The following is a 19,968-nucleotide window of genomic DNA, read 5'->3' as shown; positions in this document are numbered from 1 at the left end:
TTTTAAAAAAATACTTACAGAATTTACTTATGCTACTGAAAAACAATATACCTATAGGATACGTGCTTGGTAAAGTGAAATATGACAGCGCGTTGGTTGCAATGTATGCTATTGTTGTGACCGTTTTACACCAAATGAAAATTTTTAATTTCGATATTCCAATAGGTGGCGTTCCCGCAATTCTTGGAACTGTAATCTCTTTGCTATTGGCTTTTCGCTCGAATCAGGCTTATGACCGTTGGTGGGAAGCTCGTATTGTATGGGGAGCTATCGTGAACGATTCAAGGAGCTTTGCGCGTCAGGTTATCACTTTTATTGGGAATCTTTATGATTCGGGTAGTACGGGTGAGCTAAAGGAAAGATTAATTAAACGGCAAATAGCATGGAATTATGCGCTTACAAAATCTTTGCGGAAGCAAGACCCTTATAAAGATATTAAAAGATTATTATCTGAATCTGATTTTGAATTTGTAAAGGCTTATGATAACGTACCAAACGCGCTCCTTAAATTACAGGGGATGGATATCAACAAGGCAACAAATGAAGGGCTTTTAAATCAATTTCAGCAGATTGAATTGGAAAGAACCTTGACGAAGCAAACAGACTCCATGGGGAAATGTGAGCGTATAAAAAATACCGTCTTTCCTGAAACCTATACCTTGTACATACGTTTGGCTATCTACTTATTTATTACTGTATTACCATTTAGCCTTTTTGGTTTATTTGGGTATATCTCCATCCCTTTGGTGATTGCTATAGGCACGTTGTTTCTTTTGGTCGAAAAGATGGCAGTGCATCTTCAAGATCCCTTTGAAAATAAACCAACGGATACCCCGATGTCTACTATCTCCGCTAAGATAGAACGTGATTTGATGCAAATGTGGCTCGACGATAGAATGGACGACCAAAAGGATGACGCAAAAAATGTTGATCGAAAAATGTTTTACTTACTTTAAGTGATCTAACCCTTATCCATTGAAAAGGCCGATAGAAAATTATTTCTACCGGCCTTATTTTTTGTGCGAATCTGAGAATTACCCCTTATTTATAAGCAAAGACATCATCCAATTGAGCACTTTCTGTAAAGGTTAAATCAAGGTCAATTAACTTGCCTGTCTCAAGCTCAATAACCATACCATGCACTGCTATATCATCTCTTTCTTTCCAAGCATTTTGAATGATGGTTGATGTACAAAGGTTAAATACTTGTTCGGCTACATTCAATTCTACTAAGCGATTAACTTTCGCAGTTGCGTCTGTTATGGCGTCAATTTCGCCCTTATGTAAACGATATACGTCTTTGATATGACAAAGCCAGTTGTCAATTAGGCCAAATTGCTTTTGACTGAGTGCAGCTGCTACACCGCCGCAACCGTAATGTCCGGCAACAATAACATGTTTTACCTTAAGTACGTTTACAGCGTAATCCAGCACACTCAACATGTTCATATCCGAATGTATGCACATATTTGCAATGTTGCGATGAACAAACACATCTCCTGGTCGTGTATGCGTAATTTGATTCGCTGGAACACGGCTGTCAGCGCATCCAATCCAAAGAATTTCCGGGCTTTGGCTTTTAGCTAATTCTTTGAATAAGCCCGTTGTATCATTCGCTACTTCACTTACCCATGCGTCGTTTCCTGCTTTAATTTTATTAAAGGTTTCTTCTAAAATTGGATTTTTAAATGCTTTGTTCGACATATTTAAATCTGTTTTATTGGTTTATTCTTTTTTTTTCTTGTTGTTGGTTGCACCTTCTTGAATAGATGATGAATGTTAGGCACCTCTCGTTTGTCGTACACATCGATCAACTCAACACGTTTTCCTGAACTGATGGCATTCTGCTCAAAGTCTTTTATCACCTGAACAACATCTTTATCTATAAAGCGACTATTCGTGCCGTCTACAATAATATGTGTTACATCTTTTGGTAAGTTGTATAGCGATTGTTGAATAGCAGCTTTGTTTAAAAAGGAAACCTCTTCGGATAAATATACTTTTATTTTTTTATGTCCATTAGATTCTTCCAGATCATAGCCGAAAGGATTACGCATATTATTTCGCAGAATATAAAATATAGCTACTACCATGCCAATACCTACGCCCTTTAATAGATCTGTAAATACTACTGCCAGTATAGTAACAACGAAAGGAATGAATTGATCCAGACCTCTCTTGTACATGCGGGTAAATAAAGGAATTTTGGCCAATTTATACCCAGTAACCAACAGTATTGCCGCTAAACAAGCGAGCGGTATCATATTGATAATAGAAGGGATGATGAGCAGTGCCAAGAGTAACCAGACCCCATGTAACATGGAACTCTGTTTCGTCTTTCCTCCCGCATTGGCATTGGCAGAAGATCGTACAATAACGGAAGTCAAGGGGAGTCCACCTAACATACCGCTACTCATATTACCAATACCTTGAGCGACGAGCTCCCTATTCGTTGGAGAAACCCGTTTATAAGGATCCAGTTTATCAATGGCCTCTATACAGAGAAGAGTTTCCAAACTGGCAACAATGGCAATTGTAAATGCAACGATCCAAACGTCGTAGTTCCCGATCGCTGTAAAGTCGGGGAACTTAAATAGACCTAAAAACTCACCGAATGAGTTAACGACAGGGATTTCAACTAGATGTTTCGGATTAATTTCGAGTTTACTGCCTTTAAAAGCAATATTAATCAATACAGCGAAAATGACAACAATTAAGGGGGCAGGCACTGCATTCAACTTTTTAATCTTCGGCCAATAAATCAATATTAACAGAGAGATCGCCGTTACCAGAAAAGCACCTAAGTGAACCGCCCCAAATGCGGCTTTAATCGCTAATAGTGTATTCTCACCATCCAATTGTTTGAAACTTTCATCGCCAAAAAAATCGGCATCATATCCCAATGCATGTGGCAATTGTTTAAGTATAATAGTTATACCAATAGCAGCTAGCATGCCTTCAATGACAGCAGTAGGAAAATAATTGCCAATAGTTCCTGCTTTGATGATGCCTAGCACTAACTGTATGACACCCGCCAATACCACGGCTAATAAAAAAACATGGTAAGAGCCCAGTGATTGTATGGCGCCAAAAACAATAACTGTTAACCCGGCAGCAGGACCGCTTACGCTTAATTGTGAACCGCTAATGGAAGCAACAACTAAACCTCCTATGATACCTGTAAGTACTCCTGCAAATAGGGGAGCTCCAGAGGCCATTGCAATCCCTAAACAAAGGGGTAAGGCAACGAGAAACACAACTACGCTGGCCGGTAAATTGTACTTTAAGTCTCTTCTGGCAACTTTGAAAAATGCTGAAAAACGTGTACCTAGCATAAATTTTTTTAATGTGTTAGATAAATGATAATTATTTTAAGCAAATAATATTAGTTTCCAATACGACACGAAATATAATATTGGTTATACGATAGCAAGATCCTGATTGTGGGAGTATACCAGTTTCTTATTTACCTCGTATAACCAATACGCTATACGGTGTTATATTTAGTAGGAAAAATTATTTTGAAAATTACTTTTTAGCAATTTGGAGGGGGCGTAGGAACAGATGGATAAAAAGATTTAACACTTATATCATCATCAGCGATGTAAGATTTAATTGATAAATACCTAATGGGTGTAAGAAATATATTCCAATCAATTACTGTGGCAATTTCTTTTGAGAAATTCTCACTGGGTAAGTCACAACAATTAGTTTTCGCCGAGTGGTTTTCTATTTCTAATTGTAAAATTACGGCAATTACCTGTTTACTGTCATATAGATCTGCATATATAGGGGCAGCGGAGATCACCATCTTCAAGACAAAGATGGAGGAAAATAAAATACTAAATATTTTTCTTCTTAAACCAACGTGCATGCAAAAACTCTTTAAAATTATAAATATATATAACCCTCTGCGATGCTAAAATAACGAAAAATGAATAATAGATATATGTATGATACAAAAATATTACCAAAATGAGACAAAAATCGAGGGAAACTGATATTTATGAAATTAGGATGAATGCCTACTGGCCGAAATTAAATAGCTAAAGGTTAGCTGTTTAATACTTATGAAAATCTTTTTTTGAAAACCAATGTATATATTAATAACGGCTGATAAAAAAAACAAATACTTTAATATTATTCAATAAAAAAGTCGACTTTTGCAGCAAATATATTTATATGTAAAGATTTTATCTAAAGGGAGTTTATATGGAGAACAACTTAGACACTCTAGTAGAACAAATAGAGTTACTGATAGCGGAGGGAGATAAAGAACAGATTCAAGAATATTTGGATAACCTGAATATATCAGAGGTTGAAGACTTAATAGATGAGCTACCCGAGTATGGAGCTACCTTTATAGAAACTCTAAGTATTAATAGAGCAGTAAACGTATTTCGAATTCTAGATTTCCCAACACAAGAACGTATAATCAAAAAACTTTCGGGACCAAAAATTACTGAACTTATTAACGAATTACCGCCGGATGATAGGACGGCATTCTTTAGTGAGTTGCATGGAGATGTGGTTAAGAAAATGATTATTCTCATGCCTCAAGAGGAGCGAAAAGAAGCACTCACTTTATTAGGCTATCCGGAGGACAGTGTGGGGCGTTTAATGACTCCTGACTATGTTGCCGTAAAACAAGACTATACTGTTGGCCAAGCCCTAGATCATATACGCAAATACGGTAAAAACTCAGAAACAATTGATGTAATTTATGTAATTGATAATAGTGGGGTTCTCTTAGATGATATTCGTATAAGAGAAATTATATTATCTGTGCCGGAAACAAAAATTGCCGATTTGATGGATAATAGATTGATAGCGTTGAATGCTTTCGACCCGCAAGAAGAAGCTATCAATATTTTTAGAATGAATAATCGGGTTGCTTTACCTGTAACAGATAAACAGGGTATAATGCTGGGGATTGTAACGGTTGATGATGTATTGTGGATAGCGAATGAGGAATATACGGAAGATATTCAACGTATGGGGGGATCGGAAGCGCTCGATGAACCTTATTTGGATGTATCCGTTTGGCAACTAGTAAAAAAAAGAGCTCCATGGCTAATGGTATTATTCATTGGTCAATTTTTTACAGCAACTGTTATTGAAGGCTATGAAATGCAGCTACAGGCTGCTGTAGTATTAATGACCTTTGTGCCTTTAATTACTTCCAGTGGCGGAAATACGGGCTCCCAAGCTTCAGCGTTGATTATACAGGCAATGGCTATGGGTGAAGTCACCCTGGCCGACTGGTTTCGTGTATTTAGAAGAGAACTCGCTTCTGGACTTATTTTAGGGATTATCTTAGGAACGCTTGGATTACTAAGAATATTTGGCTACCATCTTTTCGGAGAATATGGCGATACATGGTTTTTATTGAGCCTGGTGGTTGGCTGCTCACTTGTAGGCGTTATTTTGTGGGGATCACTTGTGGGAGCTATGCTTCCTTTTTTGCTGAGAAGGCTAGGGGCTGACCCTGCCACTTCATCTGCTCCCTTTGTTGCTACGTTAGTGGATGTTACCGGCCTTGTGATTTATTTCACTGTGGCGACGCTTATTCTTAAAGGAACGCTATTATAAGTATGGTTTTCCCTGTTCTCTTTTTGGTTACTTTTTCTTATAGGCTAAATAAAATATCTGAGGTAAAACAACGAGACTTAATACCATGCATATAAGTAGACCTCCGACAATCATGATTGCTAATGGCTTTTGAATTTCAGCACCCATTCCTTGCGAAAGCGCTGCTGGTAATAACCCAAAAGAACCCATAATGGCAATCATAAATACAGGTCGAATACGGTCGTAAACACCTTGCGAGACAGCCGTATCTAATTTTTCCCCTTTTATTAGGTTGTTTTTCATGACGGATATTAGAATAATTCCATCAATTGTACCCACACCAAAAAGTATAATAAACCCTATTCCAGCTGAAATCCCAAAAATAGTTCCGGTTGCCCATAACGAAATGAATCCACCTATAAAAGCGAATGGGATAGTTATCAATGATATCAGGGTGTCTTTAATATTGCCAAAATTAAGAAATAACAAAAATGCGATTAAAAGAAGGGAGATAGGTACAATTATGGCCAACCGACCTATCGCTCTTTGTTGATTTTCAAAATCTCCTGCCCACTCTAAACTATAGGAGGGTGGAAGCTTAACCTTTTTTCTTACATTTTCTTGTGCCTCTTTAATGGTCCCTCCTAAATCACGTCCCCTTACCGAAAAGCCGACAGCTATATAACGAGTATTCCCTTCTCTATAAATAAATGCTGGACCCGAATGATAGCCAATATCAGCTATCTCATAAAGAGGTACTTTCGCTCGTTCGATGGATGGAACAAGTATATTTCGTATTTCTTCTTCGGTATCTCTATAGGGTTTGTCATATCTAATTCTAATATCAAACATCTTTTCTCCCTCGTAAAATGTTGATGCAGCTTTACCTCCGATAGCCATCTCCACTACCGCCTGAGCATCACTCATCGTCACTCCATATCTAGCCATTCGGGCCTCGCTAAGTCGTATACGCAATTCAGGTACCCCGATATTACGAAAAACTTTTAGATCTTCTATTCCTTTAACTGGCTTGATAGCATTCGCAATACTATCGGCAATTTGTTCTAGTTTATAGAGGTCGTTACCGTAAACTTTCGCCACCAATGAACTTTTAACTCCTGCAACGTATTCTTCTACATTGTCCATAATAGGTTGGCTGAAACCAAAATCAATACCTGGGTAAACTCCCAAGGTTTGTTCTATTTCATCTAATAATTTTTCCTTAGATATATGTGAACGCCATTCACTTTCGTCTTTTAACTGTACATGAAATTCAATATTAAAAAAGCCGGTAGGATCTGTCCCGTCATTAGGCCTACCAGTTTGGGTGAGCACAAATTTTACTTCTTCAAAATCTCTTAGCTTTTTCTTCATTTCTTGTGTGAGTTTGACGGACTGCTCCAAATTCACGCTATTAGGAAGAGTAGCTCGTATATAGATTGCCCCTTCGTTTAGTTTAGGTATAAATTCAGTTCCAATGTTAGCAAAACCAAAAATACTTATTAATAAGAGTACAATAAATCCAATTAACGTGGTTTTCAGATGTTTATGTGAGAACTGATAAAGTCCGAACATGATTTTTCGTACGAATGCTGTAATAGGATTGTGCCTATCAACAATGTTTTTATTTAGCAGTACTTTGCACATTGCCGGAACGTAAGTCAAACTAAGTAGGAGCGAACCTAATAAGGCATATCCTAAGGTAAATGCCAGTGGTGAGAACATTTTTCCTTCTACCTTCTGAAAAGTGAAAATAGGCATCAAAGCAACAATAAGTATTATCTGTGCAAAGAGAATAGATTTTGCAACACCTTTTGCATTCAATCGAATAATTCCTCCCTTGCTTAACTTATTGAATCGCTCCATCCCCAACTGTCGGGCTTTTAGGTCTAGACTTACAAATACATGTTCTACAATTACCATTGTTCCCTCCAGAAGAAGGCCAAAATCAATTGCACCGATGGATATTAAATTTGCTGATAATCCTTGGATGCGCAACATTAGGATGGCAAATAGAAAAGCTAAAGGAATAACTGAAGCCACAATAACTGTTGTTCGCCAATTAAATAGAAAAATAAAGATGATAAAGGATACCAAAAGTATACCTTCTATTAAATTGTGGCTTACGGTATGTATTGTTTTATCAACAAGTTCTGTGCGATCTAAGAAAGGTTGAATCGTAATACCTTTCGGTAAAATGCGGTCGTTTAGATGTGTTATTCGTTCTTTTAATCTTTCTATAACGGCAGAAGGGTTCTCTCCTCTTAACATTACTACGATACCTTCAATCAAGTCATCGTTATCATTCAACCCTGCCTGCCCTAACCGCGGTTTGCTGCTGATGGTTACATTAGCTACATTCTTTACCAGTACAGGTACACCGCTTACATTCTTTATTAAGATATTTGCTATATCACTTGTTTTATCTAATAAACCAACACCTCTCACTACATAGGCTTGTTCGCCTCTTTGGATTACGTCTCCACCTACATTAATGTTGCTTTTTTCGACCGCTTCATAAACATCTAATGCTGTGAGATTGTAGTTGCTCAGTTCTGAGGGGTTAACTTGGATTTCGAATATTTTTTCCTCGCCCCCAAAACTTACTACATCCGCTACCCCATCTACCGATAATAAATCTCTTTCAATTATCCAATCTTGAAGGGAAGTGAGCTCACGGATAGGTACAGGTTTCTCTGATTGAATAACATATCTGAATATTTCGCTGGTTGCACCGTAGGGGGGCTCTATTTCGGCCTCTGCACCTTCGGGTAGATTTACAGAATGCATGCGGTTAGCGGCATACTGCTGTGCATAGAAATCTTCAATATTATCTTTAAAATTTACAGTAATGACAGATAAGCCAAATAATGAAATTGATTTGACATCTGTCTTACCTGGAATCGTATTCATCGCTTTACTAATAGGTAAGGTAACAAATTTTTCAATTTCTTCGGCGCTGCGTCCAGGCCATTGGGTAATGACACGAGCCCTAGTATTGGTTACATCTGGGAAAGCTTCTATTGGTGTTTGTTTGTAAGCATATACTCCAGCAATAACAAGTAGTGCAACAAAAAAGAACACAATAACGTGGTTTTTTAAAGCAAAACCTACAATTTTTTCTACTAATTTTACCATTTTTTGGATTTCTGTATGCTTTGTCTACTAACCTGTGATTTATAAATAGGCTATAGGTGCTCTTGCGATTTATTTGCCAATTAACTTGTTGTATACTAGAAGGCTGTTCTTTTGAATGATATTATCTCCAGGTTTTATCTCAGGTGAGGAAGTAAAATAGCAATTGTTGTTTTCGTAATCAGGGACAAAATCTATTATTTGTAAATCACAATCACTATTAATTTTGATGAGATGGTATGTTTCGTTGTCAAAGACCACTGCGTGTTGGGGGATAGAAACCATGGTTGATTTTTGTGATAAATGCACATTGATGGTTGTCATCATCTCTGGCTTTAATAGTTGATCGGGGTTATCGAGGGCGATAATGGCTTTGAGTACCTTTTCATTTACATCTACCACATTGGAGATCCGGGTAATAACGCCCTTGAAAATTTTATCAGGATATGCTGTTGTTTCAATATCCACAGTTAGTCCGTTCTTAACTTCGCTGATATTACCTGCATAAACATTAGCCATTACCCAAACCTTGCTTAAATCGCCAATAACAAACAACGGATCGTTACCACTTTCAATTTGTTGCCCATCTACAACATTTTTCTCTACAATAAACCCGGAACTTTGAGCCTTTACTGTTAGTACGCCACTTTCAATGTTACCACCATACATCGCCAGGCTTTCTCCGATTTTCTTGATTTCAGATTCGACATTGCCAACATCCGATTGAGCTTCTAACACTTCCTTGTCTGATGCCACACCATCTGCATATAAATTTTGCGTTGCAGTTAATTGACGTTGTGCCACCTTTAGTTTAATCTTGGCTTCTCGAAGGTTGGCGCTCATGTCGTTTAAATCTGCACTGCGAATTTCAAGCAAGATTTGTCCCTTCTTAACGAAATCCCCAAGGGTGAAATGCACATGACGTATCACCCCACTTAACAATGGTACAAAACGATAAACTTTGTTCTCGTCATAACTAACGTTTCCTGTAAGTTTAAGCGTCTCATTACCTTCCGCTTTTGCTACGGTCGTTGTATCGATAATCTTTTTTAACTCAGCATCTAGACATAGTTTTTCATGTTTCACTGAGGAATCAGTTGTTTGGTTTGACTTACAAGATGCAGCGATCACACAAATGAGGATAATTTTTGCTGTATTGATTATTTTCATAATTCCATTCCCGTTAAATAATTCAATTCGTTTTGCTTAATCTTGATGTCTTTAATCGCTTGATAGTAAAGTTGTTTGCTTTCCTTGAAGGAGTTAAAAAGATCAAGAAATGCTAGAAGACTTAGGTTTTTTTTGATAAAATTATCTGCTACTGCTGTCTGTATCTGCTTCAATTCGATCAAGTAATCTTTATCAATTTGATTGTAGAGACCAAGGGCCTGCTGTAAATTTTGAAATTGTTCAACTATTTGATTGTTAATATGTAATCTCTTTTCCCGAAGTTTAAGATCATCTTTTTGTATTTCATATATTGCATTTTTAATATTGCCTTTGTTCCGATCAAATAGTGGAATGTCCATGGAAATACCGGCACCAAAGAAATTAAACATAGTTGATCCTGCACGATCGTAGTTTAAACTGAACGTTATGTCTGGAGTTCTTTTTGCTTGCTCTATAGCTAGCTTACTAGTACTGACATCTTTTAAATTATGGGCTAGTTTGATCTGTGTATTGTTATTTTCAGCATCTTCTAACAGTTTCTGAACCGACAACGATTGCAGTCGTTTTATTTCTGTACTATCGGAACTTTCTTGTATTACTATGTAGGTGGACGGGGAAACGGCCATCAGCGTTTTTAACTTAACCTGTTTTTCATTTATTTGAGCATCTATATCATTTAGCTCTGAATTAATTGAAATTTGCAAAGCTTTTATACGTAAAAACTCGGCACGTGATGTATTTCCAAGTTGGAATTGCGACGATTGCGCCTTTAGAAGTTTAATAATCACATCATGTTGAAAAGACAAATCTCCTTTTAAATGCTGTTGATAAGTCAACTCTGCCAATTCAGACCTAAATTCAGCTTTTAAGGCTAGTAATATATCCGTGAAAGAATTTTCGGCTAATACTTTATTACTGGTTTCTAAACGAATGTTCTTTTTTCGTTTGTTAGCAGTGTGGATCAGCTGTTCTAATTGCACGGTAAACTGCTGATTTCTCCCAAAATTTCCAATCAGCGGAGGAATTTTTTCTGATGTTCCATTTCTGTTAAAGTTTATTTCGTCAATTGATAAATTAGGATTCGGCCAGGCCCTAGCCTGTAAAATCATTGCGTCCGCTTGATTAATTTGGAGTTGTTCTGCCAGTAGGGTGATATTGTTTTTTAGGAAAATTTTCTCTGCATCCTTTTCATTAATACTTAAAGTATCAGTGAGTTCAGTGCCTAAACTTAAATGATAAATTAAGATGATAATAAGTGTAAGAAGAAACGAAAGTTGTTTTACGGCAGTCATTATTCTATTAATATAATGCCGCAAAGATGTGCTCCTTTAGATTAGGAACTGTTTAAGTATACATTAGAGTTACATTAAATGTTTTCCCATGTTGGCCCTTGAGAACTTTCTCTAATTATTAATATAGGATCAAGTTTAATCCTAAGAGGGGCAGATTTGTAAAAATCTCCCGCCTTTAACATTTTAAGAAATTGCAGCGCTATTTCTTCTCCCATACGGTTGGTTTGCTGATCGATAGTCGAGAGAGTAGGACTAACTAAACTTCCAAAAGCTTCATTAGCAAACCCGATGATACCTACTTCATGGGGGATATTGATATGCTGTACCTTTAATTGTTGTATAACACCCATCGCTGTAAAATCTTCTAAAGTGAATATAGCATCAAAAGGGATTTTTCTTGATGTTAGATTTTTTACACATTCCTTTCCAAAGTCCAATGATAGATTTCCTTTAAGAATCAAATCTTCGTTTAAAGGAAGGCCGTATGCCTTTAGGGCGTCTTTATACCCCCTCATTCTTTCCTTAAAGATTGCCAAATTTCTTGTTTCCGTGATATGAACAATGTTTTTGTATCCAGCTTTTATTAAATGCTCGGTAGCCATATAACCGCCCTTATAATCGTCTATTGTTACTGAAGGAGCGTTGAGGTCGTCTAACGATCGGTCAAAAAAAGCCAGCGGAATATTTCTATTAATTATATCCTCATATGTACCACTATCTTCTCTATTGATGGCTATTGATGCAATTACCCCGTCAACTCTAGAATTGAGCAAAGTTTCAATACCCTTATCTTCTTTTTTATACGATTCCTGCGATTGATATAATAATACAGAATAACCATTTTGATTCATTATCGATTCAATACCGTGTACAACGGAGCTAAAGAAACTGACATCAAGGGAGGGTACCAGAACACCGATAATGTTGCTTTTACCTGAGCGGAGCGAAGAGGCAATCTTATTTTTACGGTAACCTAGTCTTTCTGCAGCCGCTTTTACAAGTTCTTTTGTGTTTTTGCTTATTGCAGGATGGTCGTTAAGCGCCCTTGCAACCGTGGAAAACGTAATATCTAATTCTTTAGCTATATCTAAAATGGTTACTTTCTTCATGGAAATAAATGTTTTTTTTTCATTAATAACCTGTCACCGCAGGTTAATTATAACTTCATATGATTTAGCAATTAATGATTCATTACAACATTCGTTGGCTAATATTATTTTACTATTTGGTGTATTATGTTCAGTTATACTATTTATAGAAGGAAATGCCCGGAAAATTTTTAATATAATCGTTGTTTGACAACTGCTTTTCAACAGCAATCAAGATATTCTTAAAGTTCTGTATAAATTTTGTTGGCATCCAAAATAAATTTATCAAAAATAGAGATTGCAGTTGGAATATTCGTGCTTAAGTTATATTTTTATGCCAACGTTAGCACTAACTAATTTAAACAAAGAAAAATATGCTGCTGTTAGGAATTGATATCGGAACCTCGTCAATAAAAGTGTCGGTAGTGGATGCTGCCACGCAAAGATGTATTATTTCATGCCAGCATCCAGAAAAAGAAGAGACACCGATTAGCTCGCCGCATCCTGGATGGGCTGAGCAGTCTCCAGACATGTGGTGGGAACATACAAAGATAGCGATAGGAAAACTTAATAAAAGTGGATTGTATAACCCTAATGATATTGACGCTATTGGGATCGCTTATCAAATGCATGGTTTAGTCATGGTTGACAAATCATTGAACGTATTGAGAGATGCGATCATTTGGTGTGATAGTAGGGCTGTAGATATAGGAGTTAAGGCTTTTAATTCATTGGGTGAGGAAGCTATTCTAAAAAGCCATTTAAATTCACCTGGGAATTTTACAGCATCTAAACTGTATTGGATAAAGAATAATGAACCAGCTATTTATAAGCAGATACATAAAGTAATGCTTCCTGGTGATTTTATTGCTCTGAAATTAACTGGCACGGTTACGACGAGTATTTCTGCCTTGTCTGAAGGAATATTATGGGATTTTAAAGCAAATGAATTGTCTGAAACGGTTATTGATTATTTTGGTTTTGAAATAGATTTATTTCCATCTATCGTACCGTTATTTTCTGAGCATGGTTGTCTAACAAAATCTATAGCTGATGAATTGAAGTTGCGAGCAGGAATCCCAGTGAGCTACAAAGCAGGTGACCAGCCAAATAATGCACTATCGTTAAATGTACTGGAGCCGGGTGAAGTTGCCGCAACTGCCGGTACTTCAGGTGTTATTTATGGAGTAAGTGAACAATTGATATATGATAAGAAATCGCGGATTAATACCTTCGCTCATGTAAATTACAGCAAAGAGCGGCCTCTGGTGGGTGTTTTACTTTGTATAAATGGCACGGGGATATTGAACAGATGGCTAAAAGATCATTTCGGTGTCGGGTTAGATTACACAGCGATGAATGAAAGGGCCCTAGCGGCTCCGATAGGTAGTAACGGTCTACGTATTTTACCATTTGGAAATGGAGCGGAAAGAATGCTAGAAAATAAAAGCTTAGGTGCATTAATATCTAATATTGATTTAAATAAGCATCAATCTAAACATATTTTTAGAGCATGCCAGGAAGGTATTGCATTCGCATTTCGCTATGGTTTGGATATTATGCGCGAAAACGGTGTGAATCCAAAGGTAATTAGAGCAGGGAAAGCCAACCTTTTCCAAAGTGAATTATTCGCTGATATTTTTGTAAACATCACTGGAGTACCTGTTGAATTATATGATAATGACGGAAGTGTAGGTGCTGCGTTAGGAGCTGGAATAGGTGCTGGCGTTTTCAGATCTCCTCAAGAAGCATTTTCGAATACCAAACCATTGAAGATTATTGAACCAAACAAAGAGAATACATATGAAGAGGTATATTACGATTGGAGAAACTTGCTGAATAAATACATTAAATAAGTAGAGCTTATAAATTGATTAATAAAAATTATAAATTATGTCTATAACTATTGGTGAAAAAGAATACTTCAAAGGTATTGGAAAGATTAATTACGAAGGATTAGAAACAGATAATCCGTTGGCTTATCGTTGGTATGACGCGAACCGCGTGGTCGCAGGTAAAACCATGAAGGAGCACTTGCGTTTTGCAGTTGCTTATTGGCATTCTTTTAACGGAACAGGTAGCGATCCTTTTGGTGGTCAGACCTTGTTTTTTCCTTGGGATGAAAACAAGGATGTGATTAGAAGGGCAAAGGACAAAATGGACGCGGCTTTTGAATTTTTCACAAAGATCGATCTTCCTTATTACTGTTTTCATGACGTTGACGTAGTAGATTATGGAGACGATGTCGCCGAAAATGAGAAGCGCCTGCAAACATTAGTTGATTATGCTTTAGATAAACAAAAAACGAGTGGCGTAAAACTATTATGGGGTACGGCGAATCTTTTTAGTCATAAACGTTATATGAATGGAGCAGCAACAAACCCGGATTTTAGTGTTGTTGCACACGCAGGGGCTCAAATAAAAGCAGCTTTAGATGCTACTATTGCACTTGGCGGTGAAAATTATGTGTTCTGGGGGGGAAGAGAGGGGTATATGACGCTCTTGAATACTAACATGAAAAGAGAGCAGGAACATTTAGCTAAGATGTTACATATGGCGAAAGACTATGCACGTGCACAAGGCTTTAAGGGTACCTTTTTTATTGAACCTAAACCATGTGAACCCACTAAACATCAATATGATTATGATGCTGCCACTGTAATCGGATTTTTAAGGCAGCACGATTTGCTGAACGATTTCAAGCTAAATCTTGAAGTAAATCACGCTACATTGGCGGGGCATACTTTCCAGCACGAACTTCAAGTAGCCGTTGATGCTGGTTTGCTTGGTTCGATAGATGCTAACAGGGGTGACTATCAAAATGGATGGGATACAGATCAATTTCCTAATAATATTAATGAACTGAGTGAAGCTATGCTTATAATTTTAGAGGCTGGTGGCTTTGGCGGCGGCGGAATTAACTTTGACGCGAAGATCCGTCGCAACTCTACTGATCCGGCAGATCTTTTTTATGCTCATATTGGTGGGGCAGATACATTTGCTAGGGCATTGCTGATAGCTGATAATATTTTGCAGCTTTCGGATTATAAAAAGATAAGAAAAGAAAGATATCAATCCTTCGATCAAGGAAGTGGGAAAACATTTGAGGAAGGAAGACTTTCATTAACTGATTTAAGGGACTTAGCTATAGACTTAGGCGAGCCTAAAACAATTAGCGGACAACAAGAATACTTGGAGAACCTGATTAATCGGTATATCTAAATCTTAATATTCGGCATCATAACTTTGTTCCACAATATAATTTAATTGATTGTTGAACAGGTTATGATGTTCATCTAAACCTTTCTTTTCTCTCCTAACACCTGCTTGCGGGTGCCTATCCATCGAAATCTTTTTTATTCCCTCATCTGGGTTCGAAAACGGCATAATTTTCGAAAAAAGGATGAAAATAAAGAATTATTTCAGAAAAAAAATCGGTGTCGAAATATATAAATCTTGTTATCTTTGTGCTTCAAAAAAAATCACAGGGTAGGTGATTAGTAGAAATTTTATTTAAAACTTAAAAATCATAGTTGTAGATGATTAACATTACACTTCCAGATGGTTCTATTCGTGCATACGAAAAGGGAACCAATTCTTTGCAAATCGCACAATCAATATCAGAAGGACTAGCACGCAATGTTTTAGCAGCCGAAGTAGATGGACAGGTTTGGGATGCTACCAGACCAATAGAAAACGATGCTAAGGTCCGTTTATTAACGTGGAATGACACAGCTGGTAAAGCAACCTTTTGGCATTCATCAGCTCACTTAATGGCAGAGGCTTTGGAGGCTTTGTACCCGGGAACAAAATTTGGTATTGGTCCGGCAATAGAAACCGGCTTCTACTATGATGTCGATTTTGGTGATCGTGCCTTCTCTTCAGACGACTTCAAAATGATCGAGGACAAAATGTTGGAACTTGCTAGATCCAAATCCTCCTACGAGCGAAAGGAGGTCTCAAAAGCAGATGCTACTGCTTACTTCACTGAAAAAGGAGATGAATATAAACTAGATTTAATCAAGGATTTAGAGGACGGTTCTATCACTTTTTATTCGCAAGGTAATTTTACGGATTTATGTAGAGGACCTCATATTCCTAATACTGGCTTTATAAAAGCCATTAAACTTACCAATGTTGCGGGTGCTTATTGGAGAGGAGATGAGAGTCGGAAACAGCTAACAAGAATTTATGGTGTTACTTTTCCTAAAGCGGGTGAGCTTGCAGATTATTTAAAAATGATCGAAGAAGCTAAAAAGCGCGACCATCGTAAATTGGGTAAAGAGCTCGAATTATTTACCTTTTCTGAAAGGGTGGGAATGGGACTGCCATTATGGCTGCCTAAAGGTGCTGCGTTGCGTCAGAAATTAATCGACTTTTTACAACGGGCGCAAATAAAAGCTGGATATGAACCTGTAGTGACGCCTCACATTGGGCATAAGAATCTTTATGTTACTTCCGGACACTATGAAAAATATGGTGCAGACTCGTTTCAGCCCATACATACACCACAAGAAGGGGAGGAGTTTTTATTAAAGCCAATGAACTGCCCTCATCATTGTGAAATTTACAGATGCAAACCGCGCTCATATAAAGATTTGCCTGTTCGCTTTGCTGAATTCGGCACCGTTTATCGTTATGAACAAAGTGGTGAGTTACATGGCTTAACACGTGTAAGGGGTTTTACTCAAGATGATGCGCATTTATTCTGCCGCCCCGACCAGGTAAAAGACGAATTCAAAAAAGTAATAGATCTCGTGCTTTATGTTTTCAAAGCTTTAGGATTTAATGACTATACCGCCCAAATTTCATTGCGTGATCCCGAGAATAAAACAAAATATCTTGGCAGTGAACAAAATTGGTTGTTGGCAGAAGCTGCCATTATTGAGGCTGCTGAAGAAAAGGGTCTTAATACTGTTGTTGAGTTAGGCGAAGCTGCTTTTTATGGACCTAAATTAGACTTTATGGTAAAAGATGCACTTGGTCGTAAATGGCAACTTGGTACGATTCAGGTAGATTATAATTTACCTGAGCGCTTTGAGCTGGAATATACCGGAAGCGATAATCAAAAGCATCGGCCTGTAATGATTCACAGAGCACCTTTTGGATCTCTAGAACGCTTTGTAGCGGTATTGATAGAACATTGTGCCGGGGAATTTCCGCTGTGGCTTACTCCTGAGCAATTTATCATTTTACCAGTTTCCGAAAAATATGAAGAATATGCGAAAAAACTTTTAGAATCGTTAAATAATACCGATATTCGCGGGTTGATTGATTTGCGAGACGAAAAAGTAGGCAGAAAGATTCGCGATGCTGAGGTGAAAAAAATACCTTATATGCTCATTGTGGGTGAAAAAGAGGTCGAAAATGGCACGGTTTCTGTTCGAAAACACGGCGAAGGCGATTTAGGAAATATGACTATTGAAACTTTCAGTAAACAATTAACAGAAGAAATAACAGTTTAATTAAGGAAATAATTTGGCATTAGGAAAACCAGGAATGAGAGGGCCACGCCCTCCTTTTAAGAAGAAAGAACCCGATCATCGTATTAATCAGCATATTAAGGCTACGGAAGTACGTTTAGTTGGTGAAAATGTAGAACAAGGGGTTTACCCAATTAGGCAGGCATTGGCAATAGCTGACGAGTTAGAGCTTGATTTGGTTGAAATCTCTCCGAATGCAGTTCCCCCAGTATGTAAGGTTGTTGATTACAGTAAGTTTGTTTACGAGCAAAAGAAAAAACTAAAAGAAATTAAGGCAAATGCTAAGCAAACGGTAATCAAAGAAATTCGTTTTGGCCCGAATACCAATGAGCATGACTTTGATTTTAAACTTAAACATGCCATAAAGTTTTTAGAGTCAGGCGAAAAGGTGCGGGCGTATGTTCATTTTAAAGGTAGAGCTATTGTTTATAAAGATAGAGGAGAGATCCTATTATTGAAATTTGCTCAAGCTTTAGAAGAAATTGGAAAAGTAGAGCTATTACCTAAACTGGAAGGTAAACGGATGTTTATAACCGTGGCGCCTAAAAATCCAAAAAAATAAATACTCGTACAGATTTAATACTGTAAAAGAGTTTCAAGTACAACTAATAGAAAGATAAAAATAGATAAGATTATGCCAAAAGTTAAAACCAATTCCAGTGCTAAGAAACGTTTTAGCCTTACTGGAACCGGTAAGATCAAGAGAAAACACGCATACAAGAGCCATATCTTGACGAAAATGAGTACTAAACGTAAGCGTAATTTAACGCAAACAGGTTTAGTGTCTGACGCTGATATGGGAAATGTAAAACGTATGCTTGCTATCGGTAAATAACATTTTAATTAACACATTTTATTAACCGGGTATTGGGTTGTAAGCCTGCTGACTGATTTCAGAATACGTAGCACCTTTTACCAAACTAATTTAAATAAATATGCCACGTTCGGTTAACGCAGTAGCTTCTAGAAGAAGAAGAAAAAAGATCCTTAAATTGGCCAAAGGCTATTACGGATCACGTAGCAAGGTTTATACCATTGCTAAAAATACGGTTGAAAAAGGTTTGCAATATGCTTACCGTGACCGTAAAACTAAGAAAAGAGAGTTTAGAGCATTATGGATTCAACGTATCAATGCGGGCGCTCGTCAACATGGAATTTCGTATTCACAGTTGATAGGGAAGTTAAACACTAAGAATATCGGTTTAAATCGTAAGGTATTAGCTGATTTAGCTTTAAATAACCCTGATGCTTTCAAAGCAGTAATTGATGCAGTTAAATAAATTTTAATTTATCGTATTCTATTAGTAAAAGGAGGTTCTAGGACCTCCTTTTTTTGTTTTTGGCGATCTAAAGCCTAACTGATAACCCCAATATGTTGGTTCCAGAAAATTTTGGCCTTGTTGAATTTTTCTTTATCGATAGCGTAAGGTAAAGTAAATGCATCTAGGTACTCCAAGAGCGATTCGGTAGCCATATTACCAGTTAGTTTATCTTCTGCCATTGGACAACCACCGTACCCTCCAATAGCGGTGTCGAAACGTTTGCATCCACTTTCAATCGCGGCTTTAATTTTTTCCTCAACGGCATATGCTTGACTATGTAAATGTACACCTAAATCTATATCAGTAAGGTCTTTATTTAATTCTACATACAGCTGAGTAATGTTGTGTGATGTTGAGACCCCCGTTGTATCCGCAAGCATAAGGTGTTTTATTCCCATATTCGCCAGCTTTTTTGCATGATGAGATACAAGCTGGGGACTCCATGCATCACCATACGGATTGCCAAAAGCCATTGATAGATAAACCAAAGGTTCCTTTTTATATTTGTTACATAATGTAATAATTTCTCCTATTCTATTAAGCGATGTTTCTATGCTGGCATTCGTATTTCGTTGTTGAAACGTCTCAGAAACAGAGAATGGAAAGCCTAAAAATGTTATTTCAGGAAATTGACACGCTTCTAAAGCTCCTCGCGTATTGGCAACGATAGCTAAAAGTTGTGTATTCGTAGCCGATAAGTCTAACTGGGGTATGATCGCTGCGGTATCTCTTAATTGTGGTATGGCCTTAGGTGAAACAAAACTACCAAAGTCCAAACGATCAAAACCTACTTTCAGCAAGAGATTTAGATATTCCACTTTAATTGACGTTGGAATAAATTGTTCCATACCTTGCATAGCATCCCTGGGGCATTCAGTAATTCTTATCATTTTGGTATTGCAGTGTT

The 19,968-nt window shown here is 37.3% G+C and carries 17 protein-coding genes; 8 read left to right on the top strand and 9 right to left on the bottom strand.

The features are described from left to right. Positions 1-29: 29 nt before the first annotated feature. A complete protein-coding gene (locus BMY50_RS08180; protein ID WP_093321848.1) occupies positions 30-956 on the top strand; it encodes a bestrophin family protein in 927 nt (308 codons plus the stop codon). A gap of 85 nt (positions 957-1,041) precedes the next feature. Here BMY50_RS08180 and BMY50_RS08175 read toward each other — a convergent pair whose 3' ends face one another. From BMY50_RS08175 to BMY50_RS08165, 3 genes are all read right to left on the bottom strand, one after another. Next, a complete protein-coding gene (locus BMY50_RS08175; RefSeq protein ID WP_093321843.1) occupies positions 1,042-1,704 on the bottom strand; it encodes a carbonic anhydrase in 663 nt (220 codons plus the stop codon). A gap of 2 nt (positions 1,705-1,706) precedes the next feature. Continuing rightward, positions 1,707-3,335 (bottom strand): SulP family inorganic anion transporter, encoded by a 1,629-nt coding sequence (locus tag BMY50_RS08170; protein WP_093321839.1) that lies wholly within the window; start codon positions 3,333-3,335, stop codon positions 1,707-1,709. A 200-nt stretch (positions 3,336-3,535) separates the two neighbouring features. Next, complete coding sequence (locus tag BMY50_RS08165) at positions 3,536-3,874, bottom strand: hypothetical protein (protein ID WP_093321835.1); 339 nt, start codon at positions 3,872-3,874, stop codon at positions 3,536-3,538. A gap of 338 nt (positions 3,875-4,212) precedes the next feature. Between BMY50_RS08165 and mgtE the strand changes: the two genes are divergently transcribed. Next, positions 4,213-5,592, top strand: coding sequence for a magnesium transporter (gene mgtE, locus BMY50_RS08160; protein WP_093321832.1), 1,380 nt, complete (start codon positions 4,213-4,215; stop codon positions 5,590-5,592). A gap of 27 nt (positions 5,593-5,619) precedes the next feature. Here mgtE and BMY50_RS08155 read toward each other — a convergent pair whose 3' ends face one another. The 4 genes from BMY50_RS08155 to BMY50_RS08140 form a co-directional block, all read right to left on the bottom strand. Beyond that, a complete protein-coding gene (locus tag BMY50_RS08155; protein WP_093321829.1) occupies positions 5,620-8,709 on the bottom strand; it encodes an efflux RND transporter permease subunit in 3,090 nt (1,029 codons plus the stop codon). 69 nt (positions 8,710-8,778) lie between these two features. Then, positions 8,779-9,876: an efflux RND transporter periplasmic adaptor subunit gene (locus tag BMY50_RS08150; protein WP_093321826.1), complete on the bottom strand. Its 1,098-nt coding sequence runs from the start codon at positions 9,874-9,876 to the stop codon at positions 8,779-8,781. Next, positions 9,873-11,168, bottom strand: coding sequence for a TolC family protein (locus BMY50_RS08145; RefSeq protein WP_093321821.1), 1,296 nt, complete (start codon positions 11,166-11,168; stop codon positions 9,873-9,875). The genes BMY50_RS08150 and BMY50_RS08145 overlap by 4 nt, the downstream gene beginning before the upstream one ends. 74 nt (positions 11,169-11,242) lie before the next feature. Next, positions 11,243-12,277, bottom strand: coding sequence for a LacI family DNA-binding transcriptional regulator (locus tag BMY50_RS08140; RefSeq protein WP_093321818.1), 1,035 nt, complete (start codon positions 12,275-12,277; stop codon positions 11,243-11,245). A 353-nt stretch (positions 12,278-12,630) separates the two neighbouring features. Here BMY50_RS08140 and BMY50_RS08135 point away from each other — a divergent pair, with 353 nt between their 5' ends. Continuing rightward, positions 12,631-14,112, top strand: a complete 1,482-nt coding sequence (locus tag BMY50_RS08135; protein WP_093321814.1) for a xylulokinase — start codon at positions 12,631-12,633, stop codon at positions 14,110-14,112. 37 nt (positions 14,113-14,149) lie between these two features. Further along, positions 14,150-15,478 carry a xylose isomerase gene (gene xylA, locus BMY50_RS08130; RefSeq protein ID WP_202907767.1) on the top strand — a complete coding sequence of 443 codons (1,329 nt, stop codon included), beginning with the start codon at positions 14,150-14,152 and terminating at the stop codon, positions 15,476-15,478. Positions 15,479-15,481: 3 nt separating this feature from the next. Here the strand turns inward: xylA and BMY50_RS28115 are convergent, their stop codons facing one another. Further along, positions 15,482-15,643 (bottom strand): hypothetical protein, encoded by a 162-nt coding sequence (locus BMY50_RS28115; protein WP_162276558.1) that lies wholly within the window; start codon positions 15,641-15,643, stop codon positions 15,482-15,484. Between the two features lie 152 nt (positions 15,644-15,795). Between BMY50_RS28115 and thrS the strand changes: the two genes are divergently transcribed. The 4 genes from thrS (at position 15,796) to rplT (ending at position 19,019) form a co-directional block, all read left to right on the top strand. Next, complete coding sequence (gene thrS / locus BMY50_RS08125) at positions 15,796-17,721, top strand: threonine--tRNA ligase (RefSeq protein ID WP_093321803.1); 1,926 nt, start codon at positions 15,796-15,798, stop codon at positions 17,719-17,721. A gap of 13 nt (positions 17,722-17,734) precedes the next feature. Then, positions 17,735-18,301 (top strand): translation initiation factor IF-3, encoded by a 567-nt coding sequence (gene infC / locus BMY50_RS08120; RefSeq protein ID WP_093321798.1) that lies wholly within the window; start codon positions 17,735-17,737, stop codon positions 18,299-18,301. Between the two features lie 72 nt (positions 18,302-18,373). Further along, positions 18,374-18,574, top strand: coding sequence for a 50S ribosomal protein L35 (gene rpmI / locus BMY50_RS08115; protein ID WP_093321795.1), 201 nt, complete (start codon positions 18,374-18,376; stop codon positions 18,572-18,574). 100 nt (positions 18,575-18,674) lie between these two features. Further along, positions 18,675-19,019, top strand: a complete 345-nt coding sequence (gene rplT / locus BMY50_RS08110; protein ID WP_093321790.1) for a 50S ribosomal protein L20 — start codon at positions 18,675-18,677, stop codon at positions 19,017-19,019. Positions 19,020-19,093: 74 nt separating this feature from the next. Here the strand turns inward: rplT and BMY50_RS08105 are convergent, their stop codons facing one another. Next, entirely contained in the window at positions 19,094-19,951 is an 858-nt protein-coding gene (locus BMY50_RS08105) for a beta/alpha barrel domain-containing protein (RefSeq protein ID WP_093321787.1), read from the bottom strand. Between the last annotated feature and the right edge of the window lie 17 nt (positions 19,952-19,968).

The organism is Olivibacter domesticus, from assembly GCF_900109575.1.
Taxonomy (GTDB): Bacteria; Bacteroidota; Bacteroidia; order Sphingobacteriales; family Sphingobacteriaceae; genus Olivibacter; species Olivibacter domesticus.
Note: the sequence above shows the minus strand (reverse complement) of the source record. Positions and strands in the feature narration are given on the sequence as shown.